Origin of the sequence: Luteibacter mycovicinus (assembly GCF_000745235.1) — a bacterium.
Classification (GTDB): domain Bacteria; phylum Pseudomonadota; class Gammaproteobacteria; order Xanthomonadales; family Rhodanobacteraceae; genus Luteibacter; species Luteibacter mycovicinus.
The window spans coordinates 3,523,379-3,535,050 of sequence record NZ_JQNL01000001.1; the positions used below are offsets into that span (position 1 = coordinate 3,523,379).

General features: G+C 67.2%; 10 protein-coding genes. 6 read left to right on the forward strand and 4 right to left on the reverse strand.

Annotation, left to right across the window (positions count from 1 at the left end; all coding sequences use genetic code 11):
* Positions 1-9: 9 nt before the first annotated feature.
* Positions 10-459 carry a copper chaperone PCu(A)C gene (locus FA85_RS15520; protein ID WP_036115198.1) on the reverse strand — a complete coding sequence of 150 codons (450 nt, stop codon included), beginning with the start codon at positions 457-459 and terminating at the stop codon, positions 10-12.
* Positions 456-1,073 carry an SCO family protein gene (locus FA85_RS15525; protein WP_036115195.1) on the reverse strand — a complete coding sequence of 206 codons (618 nt, stop codon included), beginning with the start codon at positions 1,071-1,073 and terminating at the stop codon, positions 456-458. Before FA85_RS15525 ends, FA85_RS15520 begins: the two co-directional genes overlap by 4 nt.
* Positions 1,074-1,153: 80 nt before the next feature.
* Here FA85_RS15525 and FA85_RS15530 point away from each other — a divergent pair, with 80 nt between their 5' ends.
* The gene (locus FA85_RS15530) at positions 1,154-1,531 is read left to right on the forward strand and encodes a DUF423 domain-containing protein (protein WP_036115192.1); all 378 of its coding nucleotides are present in this window, start codon (positions 1,154-1,156) and stop codon (positions 1,529-1,531) included.
* A gap of 39 nt (positions 1,532-1,570) precedes the next feature.
* On the opposite strand, the gene FA85_RS15535 is transcribed toward FA85_RS15530, so the two are convergent.
* Together FA85_RS15535 and FA85_RS15540 are read right to left on the reverse strand one after the other, a co-directional pair.
* The gene (locus tag FA85_RS15535; protein WP_081907560.1) at positions 1,571-3,061 is read right to left on the reverse strand and encodes a transglutaminase-like domain-containing protein; all 1,491 of its coding nucleotides are present in this window, start codon (positions 3,059-3,061) and stop codon (positions 1,571-1,573) included.
* Between the two features lie 93 nt (positions 3,062-3,154).
* Positions 3,155-4,681, reverse strand: coding sequence for a transglutaminase-like domain-containing protein (locus tag FA85_RS15540; protein ID WP_036115187.1), 1,527 nt, complete (start codon positions 4,679-4,681; stop codon positions 3,155-3,157).
* A gap of 147 nt (positions 4,682-4,828) precedes the next feature.
* Between FA85_RS15540 and purT the strand changes: the two genes are divergently transcribed.
* The 5 genes from purT to FA85_RS15565 all read left to right on the forward strand — a co-directional run bounded on the left by purT (position 4,829) and on the right by FA85_RS15565 (position 11,583).
* Entirely contained in the window at positions 4,829-6,010 is a 1,182-nt protein-coding gene (gene purT / locus FA85_RS15545; RefSeq protein WP_036115184.1) for a formate-dependent phosphoribosylglycinamide formyltransferase, read from the forward strand.
* 71 nt (positions 6,011-6,081) lie between these two features.
* Positions 6,082-7,797, forward strand: a complete 1,716-nt coding sequence (locus FA85_RS15550) for a tetratricopeptide repeat protein (RefSeq protein ID WP_036115180.1) — start codon at positions 6,082-6,084, stop codon at positions 7,795-7,797.
* A gap of 20 nt (positions 7,798-7,817) precedes the next feature.
* Positions 7,818-8,636, forward strand: a complete 819-nt coding sequence (locus tag FA85_RS15555; RefSeq protein ID WP_343122868.1) for an NAD(P)H-binding protein — start codon at positions 7,818-7,820, stop codon at positions 8,634-8,636.
* A 97-nt stretch (positions 8,637-8,733) separates the two neighbouring features.
* Positions 8,734-11,067: a penicillin-binding protein 1B gene (gene mrcB, locus FA85_RS15560; protein WP_036115175.1), complete on the forward strand. Its 2,334-nt coding sequence runs from the start codon at positions 8,734-8,736 to the stop codon at positions 11,065-11,067.
* Positions 11,068-11,070: 3 nt separating this feature from the next.
* A complete protein-coding gene (locus tag FA85_RS15565) occupies positions 11,071-11,583 on the forward strand; it encodes a tetratricopeptide repeat protein (protein ID WP_036115171.1) in 513 nt (170 codons plus the stop codon).
* Positions 11,584-11,672 lie beyond the last annotated feature (89 nt).

Sequence of the window (11,672 nt, forward strand, 5' to 3'; positions counted from 1 at the left end):
GAGCGCGCCTCAGTCCTTCGGGCCCGTGGCATTCGCCGGCCGCGCGATGAACGTCACCGGCAGCTTCTTCCCGTCGGACAAATCGAAGGTGATGGTCAGCGTATCGCCCGCCTTCACCGGATGCTTCGGCTTCTCCAGCATCACGTGATAGCCGCCCGGGTTGAACTCGACTTTGCCATTCGCGGGCAGGGGTACGCTGTCCACCATTTCCATGCGCCCCATGCCACCTTCGGTACTGCTGCGGTGGATCATGGCTTCGGCGTAGTCGGCGCTCTCCGCACCGACGATCTTCAGTGCGGTCGTCGACCGGTTCTCGAACGTCACGTACGCGCCGGCGGGCAGGCTGCCGGGGAGGACGCGGATCCATGCGGCGCTGGCGTCGACGACAGGCGCGGTATCGGCGGCATGCGCCGTCGTGGCGAAAACGAGCAGAGCGGCGGCGAGCGAGCGAAGCATCATGCGTGGGGTTCCAGCGAGGTGAGCAGGGTCAGGTCGTGGACCATGTCGTCCTGTGACGCCGACGGTGTGGCAAGCAGGCGTGCCTTGCCCTGGGCATCGAAGAAGTAGATGGCCGAACTGTGGCTGACATCATAAGCGCCGTCGCCCTTGTCGGGCTCACGGGTGAATGCGGAGCGATATCGCTTGGCCAGCGCTTCCACATCGGCATCGGAACCGACCAGGCCCACGGCGTGCTTGTCGAAGGCGTTGACGTAGTCGTGCATGATCTGCGGGGTGTCGCGCGCCGGATCCACGCTGACGAAAAGGATGCGGACCTTGTCGGCGGCAGGCCCGAGGCGGCCGAGCACGACGTGCAGCTGCGTCAGGGTCAGCGGGCAGACGTCCGGGCAGTGGGTGTAGCCGAAGTACATGAGCGTCACCTTGCCGCGGTAGTCGGCACCGGTCACCGCCTTGCCGTTGTCGTCGGTCAGCCTGAAGTCCAGGTCGGGAAGGTGGCCCGACACATCGTTCAGTCGCCACTCGGGCTGAGGCTCGTGCTGGCAGGCGCTCAGCGCGGCCAGTGAGACGAGGGCGAGCAGGGTCAGCATGACCCGGCGGGCAAGGAACGGCTTCATGCGACACTCCGCGGGATATCCTGCGCAGGATACGACACCCGTGCCGGTTCCCAGGCACGCCCTCACCCGGAACGAATCGAATGCGACAACCTGTCAGTGGTGCCCATGCTCTTCTCGTCGGCGTGGCCGGTGCTTCGGCCGTGGGACTGGGTGCTTTCGGTGCGCACGCCCTGCGTGGCGTGGTCGATGATGCCGGGCTGCAGGTCTGGCACACCGCGGTGCAGTATCACTTCTGGCATGCGCTGGCGATGTTCGTCGCGGTGGTCGGGCTGGCGCCGGGACGGGCGCGATCGGTCGCCGTCGCGCTGCTCGCGGTGGGCATCGTGCTGTTTTCGGGGAGCCTCTACGCTCTGGCACTGGGGGCGCCACGGTGGACGGGGGCGATTACGCCGTTTGGCGGGGTGGCGTTTATCGTTGCGTGGATCGCGGTCGGGCTGTCCTTGCGGCGGGCGCCGTAGGATCGCCAGCAGGGCCGGCTCCCTGCAAGAGCGTCTCCATCACCCGCCTTTGCCAGCTCCGCCGCCCATGTCACCCATGCTCGGTGCCGGCATGTCCATCAGCGACGATGCCGGGATGGCGCGCTCGATGCGGACCCTGCCCAGGACCGACATCGCCGAGAAGAAGCGCCACGGTTCGCCGTCACCCACGCCCAGTGCGATATGCGTGGCGTCGAAGCGGCGTTGCGCGGAGTCGAAACTCACCCAGCGGTTTTCAATCCACGCCTGTGCCCAGGCATGCGGGATGAAGACCCGGTTTACGCCGCCAAATCGCTCGACGTAGACGATGCCGGTGACCACGCGCGTGGGAATGCCCAGCGAGCGGGCGAGGGCGGTAAGCAACACCGCGTGTTCCGTGCAATCGCCACGCCGGGTCTGGATCGTCTCCAGCGCCGAGGCGTAACCGACGTCCAGCCCTTTCTCCGTGATGTAGTCCGAGAGGTAGGAGCGCAGGCGTCGCATGCGTTGAATATCGGTCGCCGCGTCGCCCACGATCGATCGCGCCATGCTGAGTACTTCAGGCGAGTCGGATTGCACCCAGGGATTGGGCGCCGTGTCCTCCGGAAGCGGGCCGGGCTCGCCGCTGTGCGACTGGGAAAACCCGATGTCCAGCTGGTAGAGCCCGTCGCCGACCGGGGTGACGCGTTGCTCGTCGGTCTGCACAAACGGACTGGTGTAACCGCCGCGCACGAGGATCGTATATCGGACCGGTGCGAAGCGAAGGTTGGCGGTCATGGGGCGGGGTGCGCCGATCATCGCCGCGCGCAGCAGGTCGACGTCCTGGTCGGGTGCACTGGCACAGGCCTCATCGCATGCCGTCATTTCCATGCGGAAGCCGAGCAACGGTGCGATGCCGCGACGGACGAAGCCCTGGTCGTCGACCCACAGATCGACCGACGGGTTGTTCTTGCCCGAGGCCAGGGTCTGCCGAAGGTGGTGCAGCGACTCGCGCCCCAGCGGCATGTCGACCATCTCGTCGCCGATCACCTCCATGTCGACGGTGGCGACCTGCTGCTTCACCGCATCGAAGCTGCGCATACGGTACGTCGTGCCCGGCTTGAAACCATGAGTGGCCATGGTCAGTCGCTGGCCTTCGATAAGCGCCGCCCCGGATGGCCAGATCAGCAGGTTTACCTTCGACTGGCCGCCCACGGTGTTGGATACCTGAAAGGCCCCGTCGTCGCGCACGGTGCCCTCGACGGTGTTCTCCTGCGCGGACATCTTGCTACGCGCGTAGAACGCGAGGGGAGCACCGGCGATGGTCTCGACCGAGCGAACATCGGTATGCATCGCAAGCGGCGTCTTCACGCGGGTGAGGCGGAAATCCAGGCTCTGCGAGGTAGTCACCCGGTCGCCGACGACGTCACGCTCGATGCGGACCTTGCCGACCTTGCGCCCGTCGAGCAACACGGTCATCCAGGTCTCCGTCGCCAGCGCACACGCGGGCAGGAGACACAGCAGTACGGCGAGAACGACTGGATACCGTCTCATGTGCGTACGTCCGGATGGGCGGGGACGGCTCCATCACAGCACTTTTACAGCCGCAGTCAAGTCCCCGTGGGGCAGGGGGCGAGCGCTCGCGGATCAGCGGCGACCGCTGGGCGGACTCACGGGTGCAACGGGATTGAATGAAGGCGAGGGAGTCGGTTGCGATTGCAACGGGGGCGGCCCGAAGTCACTCATCGACCCGGCGATCTTGACGGTGTCGACCTGTATGCGTCCGAGGGATGCCATGGCGGCAAAGAACCGCCATGGATCGCCGCTGCCGACGCCCATGGCGATGTGCGTCGAGTCGAACCGCGCCTGGGCCGAATCGAAACTCACCCAGCGTCCGTCGATCCACGACTGCACCCACGTATGCGGTACGAAGACGCGCGAAGCCCCCGCAAAGCGCTGCGCATAGACGAGTCCGGTCACGATGCGGGTAGGGATGCCCTGGGAGCGCGCGAGGGCGGCCAGCAGGACCGCGTGTTCGGTGCAATCGCCATGGCGTGTCTGAATGGTCTCCAGTGCGGACGCGTAACCGACTTCGAGGCCGGTCTGGTCGATATAGCTGGTCAGGAAGCTACGCAGTCGTCGCATGCGATTGAGGTCGTTGGAAGCGCTGCCCACCGCCTCCTTCGCCATCGCGATGACTTCGGGCGCATCCGACTGAACCCACGGATTGGAGGCGGTGTCCTCAGGGGCCGGCCCCTGCTCGTCGGTGTGACGTTGGGAGTGCCCGACGGTGACTTCGTAGTCGCTTTCGGAGAGTTTCCTCACCTGCTGTTCGTCGGTTGTGACGAACGGTGCGGGCAGGTCGTCGCGCAAGTGGAAGCGGTACGTCATGGACTGGTTCTGCGCGCCGTTCGGGATGATCCGCGGGGACTGCAGCATCGCCGACCTGAGGACGTCGATGTTCTGATCCGGCGCGGATGCGCAGGCCTCGTCGCAGGCCGCCACTTCCATGCGGAAGCCGAGCAATGGCGAGATGCCACGGCGTACCTCACCGTGGTCGTTCACCCACATGTCCAGACCCTGCTTGCCGGTCGTGCCGGCGAGGCGCTGGCGAAGGTGGTGCAGACGCTCCGTGCCGCTGGGAAGGTCGATCATTTCATCACCGACGACTTCGACATCCACCGTTGCCACTTCCTGTTTCATGGCGTCGAAGGTTTTCAGTTCGTAGTGGCTGCCTGCCTTGAAGCCCCCGGCGACGATGGCAAGCCGTTGCCCCTCGCTCAGCACCGCCCCGGGCGTCCAGGCCAGCAGCCCGACGTGGGAGTCGGCGCCGACACGGGTGGTGACCTGAAAGGTGCCATCGGGACGTACCTCGCCATCGACGGTGTTTTCGTCCGACGATCCCGTTTTGCTGGCATGGAAGGCCAGCGGCTTGCCCGCGAGGGTCTCCGTCGCAGCGGCGTCGTTGTGAGTGATCAGGGGCGTGGTGCCACGCGTGACACGGAGATCGATGGTCTGGCGGGTGGTCACGGTGTCACCTGCGACCGAGCGTTCGGTGACCAGTTTGCCGACTTTGCGCCCGTCGAGCATGACGCTCATCCAGGTTTTCGAGTCCTGAGCATAGACGCTGGTAAGGCTCGACAGAGCGGCGAGCGCGACGAACAGACGACGCATGGGCATACATCCACGTTGTAAGGCCAGATCGCATGAAAGCACGATTAGCTGTCGTGTCAATGATGCAAACCTTCATGTAAGGCCCGCTGGCACCCCTGTGGCGCGACACCTAGAATGTGCGATCACGCTTTCCTGGACCTCCCCCGCATGAAAACCTTCGGTACGCCGCACTCCCATACCGCCCTCAAGGTGCTCCTGCTGGGCTCCGGCGAACTGGGCAAGGAAGTCGCCATCGAGTTGCAGCGCTTCGCTGTCGAGGTGATCGCCGTGGACCGCTACGCCAATGCGCCGGCGATGCAGGTGGCCCACCGCAGCCACGTCATCGACATGCTGGACGGCAAGGCCCTGCGCGCGCTGATCGAGGAAGAGAAGCCGCATCTGGTGGTGCCGGAGATCGAGGCGATCCACACGCCCACGCTGATCGAGATGGAGAAGGAAGGTCTCAGGGTCATCCCCACCGCGAAGGCGGCCTGGCTGACCATGGATCGCGAGGGCATCCGTCGCCTCGCCGCCGAGGAGCTCGGCCTGCCGACCTCGCCTTACCGGTTCTGCGACACCTACGAGGAGTTCGTCGAGGCGGTGAAGGTGCTCGGTACGCCGTGCGTCACCAAGCCGGTGATGAGCTCGTCGGGCAAGGGTCAGAGCGTGCTGCGCACGCCCGCCGATGCGCAGGCGGCGTGGGATTACGCCCAGGCCGGCGGCCGTGCCGGCCGGGGCCGGGTCATCGTCGAGGGCTTCATCGACTTCGATTACGAGATCACCCTGCTGACGGTACGCCACCGGGACGGCGTGTCGTTCTGCGCGCCCATCGGCCATCGCCAGGAAGACGGCGACTATCGCGAGTCGTGGCAGCCGCAGCCAATGAGCGATACCGCGCGGGCGTCCGCCGAACGCCAAGCCGACGCGATCACGGCCGCGCTCGGTGGCTGGGGGGTGTTCGGGGTGGAGTTCTTCGTCCGTGGCGACGAAGTGATCTTCTCCGAAGTCAGCCCGCGGCCGCACGATACCGGCCTGGTCACCCTGATCTCGCAGGATCTGTCGGAGTTCGCCCTCCATGCGCGCGCCATCCTTGGTCTGCCTGTGCCGGAGATTCACGCCTTTTCGCCCGCCGCCTCCTGCGCGGTGCTGGTGGAAGGGGAGGGGCACTCGCCCACTTACCATGGCGTGGCGGAAGCCCTGGCCGAGACCGGCACCATGCTGCGTATCTTCGGAAAGCCCGAAGTGCGCGGCCGTCGCCGCATGGCCGTGACGCTGGCCCGCGCCGCGACGGTCGACGAGGCGCTCGACAAGGCCAAGCGCGCGGCCAGCCGGATCCGCGTCGAAATCTGACGTGCGCGGCCTACAACGGCCGTTCACGCCTGAATGTTAAGCTGCTCCGCTCCTAGGGAAGACCCACGCCCATGAGCGGACGCAAAGACAACCACGATCACGACCATCGCGGTCGCACCGAGCCGACGCTCGGCCGGCTGGATGACCTCGACCGTCCGGCCGCGCCGGTGGACGACGGCCTGCCTCACATCGTCGTCGACGAGCCGCGTCGGCGTACGGGCGGACCCACGCCACCGCCGCCACGGCGCGAGCGCAAACGCGGCTGGCTCATTCCGGTGCTGGTCCTCTTGCTCATCGGTGGCGTCACCGGCCTGTGGTTGCAGCAGGACCGGCTGCGCAATCTGATGCCGGCGACGGAGCTCAACGATCTCCTCGGTCAGGCCAATCAGGCCCTCGCGGCCGGCAAGCTCGATGGCACGGCGGGTGACAGCGCCCGCGAACTGTTCGAGAAGGCGCGTGACCAGCAGCCCGACAGCGATCAGGCGCGCGACGGCCTGCGCCGCGTCGGCATGGCGGAAGTGGCTCGCGCCGACGCGGCCCTCAGCGCGGGCAACCTCGACGAAGCCGAAGCCGCGCTCAACGTCGCCCGCGAACTGCTCGGCGGTGGCAGCGACGTCGAACGCCTCACCCAGCAGCTGTCGCAGGCACGTAATCCGCAGGGCCACACCGAGTCACTGATCGACCGGGCGCAGGCGGCGTTCGCCGCCGGCAAGTTCGACGGTGACGACGGTGCGGGTGCGCTTTACCGCCGGGTGCTCGACGCCGACCGCAACAACACGGTGGCGGCACGCGGTCTCGATCGTGTGGGCGACGCGCTGGCGGCGCAGGCAAGGCAGGCGATTTCCGACAACGACCGCCCCAGGGCCAATGCGCTGGTCGATCGTATCGCCATCCTGGTGCCCGGCTACAGCGACCTTCCGTCGCTGCGCGCCTCGCTGGCGGAAACACGCAAGCAGGACGACCAGGCGATCGCCACGCTCATCCAGCAGGGCAACGATGCGATGCGCGCGGGGCGCTTCACCGGTGACGGCGACGACACCGCGCTGGCGCGCTTCAACGCCGCGCTCGCCGCGGACCCCGACAACGCGGGCGCGAAGGCCGGGCTCGGCCAGGTGGCGCAGGCGCTGATCGTGCAAGCCAATGCCGCCCTCGACAGCAATGACGACGCCCAGGCGGCGAAGCTGCTCGATCAGGCGACGAAGCTCGCCCCGAAATCCGCCGAACTCGCCGCCGCTCGCGCACGACTGGGCGGTGGCGACGGGCATGCGGCCGCCAGCGTCCCGCCTGCGGCGGGCGCGCAGGCAGGTGACGACAACGCACCGGAAGCCTCGCTCGCGGTCAGTCCGGAGCAGAAAGCCAAGGTCGCCGATCTGGTTCGTCGTGCACAGGCCGCGGCGTCGCGCGGCGACATCATGGATCCCCCGGGCGACAGCGCCTACGACCTCTACCGAAACGCCCTGGCGATCGACGGCAACGACCCGACCGCTCGCGCGGGCCTGCAGGGCTTGCCCGCACAGGTCGAGAAGCAGATGCAGCAGGCCGTCGCCGCTGGCAACGTAAAGCGCGCCGAAGATCTGTACGGCACCCTGTCGGACCTGGCGCCGGGCGATGCTTCCCAGGGCGAGATGCGTCATCGCCTCGGCAGTGCCCTCATCGATAACGCGCTGCAGCGCGCGTCCAGCGGCGATCGCCAGGGCGCCTTCCAGTCGCTCGACCACGCACGACGCTACGTGCCGGACGATCCGCGGCTGCAAAGCGCCTATGAGCGCATCGCGACAGGGCGCTGAGCACGATGACGGTATTGGTGATGGGCGCGTCCGGCCAGATCGGGCACTTCCTACTTCCGCGGCTCGAGGCGGCGGGGTATGCATGGATGGCGGTCAGCCGGCGCCCGCCGGGCCACGACTCTCGCTGGCGGTCGGGTCATCTTCCGGACGGCATGCCGGAGCTGCCGCCGCTGCAGGCCGTCGTCTCGCTGGGGCCCATCGATCTGCTGGCAAAGTGGCTTGCCGAGATGCGGTTGCCGGGCATTCCCCACATCGTCGCCACGTCGTCGATGAGCGCCGAAACCAAGCGCGAATCGCAGGTGCCCGAAGAGCGGGAAGTGTCGCGCCGCCTGCGGGACGCGGAAACGATGCTGATCGCGACCTGCGCATCGCGCGGTATGCCATGGACCGTCTTCCGGCCGACGCTTATTTACGGGGCCGGCATGGACAAGAGCCTGACGCCTATCGTGGCGTCCGCCCGCCGGCGCCACATCTTTCCGCTGCCGGCAGGTCGGGGGCAGCGCCAGCCGGTGCACGCGGACGATATCGCCGCTGCCGTCGTCGCCGCTCTGCGGACACCGGCGGCGCGCGGCCGCACCCTCTCCATGGGCGGCGGTGAACGGCTCACGGCCGCGGACATGTTCCGGCGGACGCAGCGGAGCGCGGGCGGTTTCGTCGTGCCGCTCCCGGTCCCTCGTCTGGTGCTCGAACTTGCCGCATCCGTGTCGCCGCTCATGCGCGGACCGGTGAACCGGCTCGATACCGACCTGATTGCCGACAATACCGATCTGGAGGCCATCCTGGGTGTGCATCCGCGGCCCTTCCGGCCGCAGCCCGGGACCTGGCAGCCGGTCCGCTGATCCGCATCGCCCTCACTTTGCCCGCATCCGTTCAGATGGGCGCCGGTGAGCTGCCCCTATCATCGGTCCCCGACCTCTCTCGCAGGACTTTCCCGCGTTGGCTTTCCTGAATCGTCTTGGCTCCCTCCTGCGCACGGCCTGGCCGTGGCTGCGTATTCCCTTCTGGCTGGTGATGGGACTGCTGTTCGGCTTCCTGCTGCCCTACACGCTGATTCTCAATGCGCGCCTGCAGGAGCGCTTCAACGACCTCGTGTTCGCGGTCCCCACCCGCGTCTATGCGCGGCCGCTGCCACTGGAACCGGGCAGGGCACTGACGCCGGCGGCCCTCGAGCTGGAACTGACCTTTGCCGGCTACACCACCGAAGGAGCCGGCAAGGTCCAGGGCAGCTACTCGAAGAACGGCTCGCGCTTCATCATCGCTTCGCATGGCTACTTCGGTCCGGATGGCGGCGAGCTGCCGCACCGCATCCGTGTCGTCCTGGCCAATGGTCAGGTCGCCTCGGTGGTGGACGACACCAATGACAAGCCCATCAAGTCGATCCATCTGGATCCCGCACGTATCGCGACGTTGTATGGCGCGCAGCAGGAAGAGCGTCGCATCGTGCGTCTGGAGAACGTGCCGCCGCTGCTCGTGCAGGGCCTGCAGGCGGTCGAGGACCGCGACTTCAAGAATCACATCGGTCTGGATTTCTCGGCCATTGCGCGCGCGTCGGTCGCCAACATCCGCGCCGGTCACACCGTGCAGGGCGGCTCGACGCTGACCCAGCAGCTGGTGCGCAACCTGTTCCTCGACCGCGACCAGAACATGCTGCGCAAGGTCAACGAGGCCATTCTCTCGTTGCTGATGGAAGCGCATTATCCGAAGGGACGCATCCTCGAGGCCTACGTCAACGAGGTCTTCCTGGGCCAGCAAGGTAATCAGGCGGTGCACGGTTTTGCCGCCGGCGGCGAGTTCTTCTTCGGCCGCCGTCTGGAAGACCTGCGTCCTCAGGAGATCGCCCTGCTGATCGGCCTGGTCAAGGGCCCCAGCTATTACGATCCGCGTCGTTATCCGGACCGTGCCCTGTCGCGTCGCAACCTCGTCCTGCAGCAGTTCCACGACACCGGCCTGCTCGACGACGCGCAGACCAGGGCGGCGCAGGCCGCGCCGCTGGGCATCGCGCCCAACGCACAGCTGCCGCACAACCGCTTCCCGGCCTTCATGCAACTGGTGCGGTCGCAGATCACGGCGGACTTCGACGAAGCCGCGCTGCGCGACGGCAGCCTGAGCATCTTCACCACGCTGGATCCGACGGCGCAGCTCTATACCGAGCAGGCCATCGTCACGACCATGAAGAGCCTCGGCAAGCGGGGCGCCGCCGCGCAAGCCGCCGCTGTGGTGACCGATACCACCAACGGCAGCGTGCTGGCCGTGGTCGGTTCGCGCGATCCGGGCGAGCAGGGTTTCAACCGTGCGCTCGATGCCCGTCGCTCGATCGGTTCGCTGGTCAAGCCGCTGGTGTATCTCGTCGCGCTGGCGCAGCCGTCCAAATGGTCGCTGGCGTCGATCGTCGACGACTCGCCGATCAACATGCGTCAGCCCGACGGTACCCCATGGACGCCGCAGAACGATGACCGCGAGGTCCACGGCCAGGTACCGATGCTGGACGCGCTGGTCCATTCGTGGAACCTGGCGACGGTCAACCTCGGCATGCAGGTCGGCGTCGGCCGGGTGAAGGGCTTTCTCGAGTCGTTCGGGCTCGAAGGCGTCAATCCCAGTCCGTCGCTCCTGCTCGGCGCCATCGACATCTCGCCGCTGCAGGTGGCGCAGCTGTACGAGTACATCGCCGCCGACGGGCACGCCTTGCCGCTGGTGGCCGTGCGCGGCGTCATGGACAGCAAGGGCCAGGCGATCAAGCGCTACGAAGTGAAGGAGGGCGAAGGCGAGTACCAGACCGCCGCGCGTCTCACGACGTGGGCCATGCAGCAGGTGGTCAACGGCGGCACGGCCGCGGCCATCGGCAATTCGAACCTCGCCTACCTGCACGCGGCGGGCAAGACCGGCACCAGCGACAGCCAGCGCGATGCCTGGTTCGCCGGCTTTACGGGCGACCGTCTCGCGGTGATCTGGATGGGCCGTGACGACAACAAGCCCACCGGCCTCTACGGCGCCACCGGCAGCATGAAGGTCTGGCAGGAGCTGTTCCGCAAGCTGCCGACGCGTCCGCTGTCAGCGGCGCCGGGCGAGGGCCTGGAAATGGCCTATGTGAATCCGCAGACGGGTAAGCGCACGGACCCGTCGTGCGAAGGCGCGCGTCAGTTCCCGTTCGTATCCGGTTACGTGCCGGAAGCGGAAGAGGGCTGTTTCTGGCAGCGATTCAAGGGTATGTTCGGCGGCGGTGACGGAGCTGCCCAGCCCGCGCCGCCCGTTCCCAGTAATCCTACGGATTGACCCATGCATCGCTTTCGCTTCTGCGCCATTGCCGCCGTCACCTTCGTCGCCGCCTGCAGCCAGCCGGCGCCGCCGCAAGCCACCCGCCCCAGCAAGCCGTCTTACGACATCGTGGCGCAGATTCGCGCCGCGGGTGAGCGTGAAAAGTCGGCGATCGAAGTCGCGCCGCTGCGCGATCCGGGCGTCCAGGGCCTGCAGCAGGCCGCCTCGGCCGACGAGCGCGCGGGCAATTACCCCGATGCCGACGCCAAGCTGGCGCAAGCGCTGAAGCGCGCGCCGGACGCGCCCGAGCTGATCCAGGACCGCGCGGAAATCGCCGTGCGCATGCAGGATTTCCCCCGCGCGGAGCAGCTGGCCAAACAGTCGTTCGAGATGGGTCCGAAGTCCGGCAGCCTCTGCGCACGTAACTGGCAGACGGTGGTCGAGATGCGCCTGCAGGCGAACGATCAGGCCGGCGCCGCGTCGGCGAAGACCGAGCTCAACAAATGCCACATCGCGGGACCGAACCGGTTCTGAGATCAGACCCCGTAGGAGCGCGCCCTGCGCGCGATATGCTCTTGCGCGAACACGTTCGCGGTCAGAAGCATCGCGCGCAGGGCGCGCTC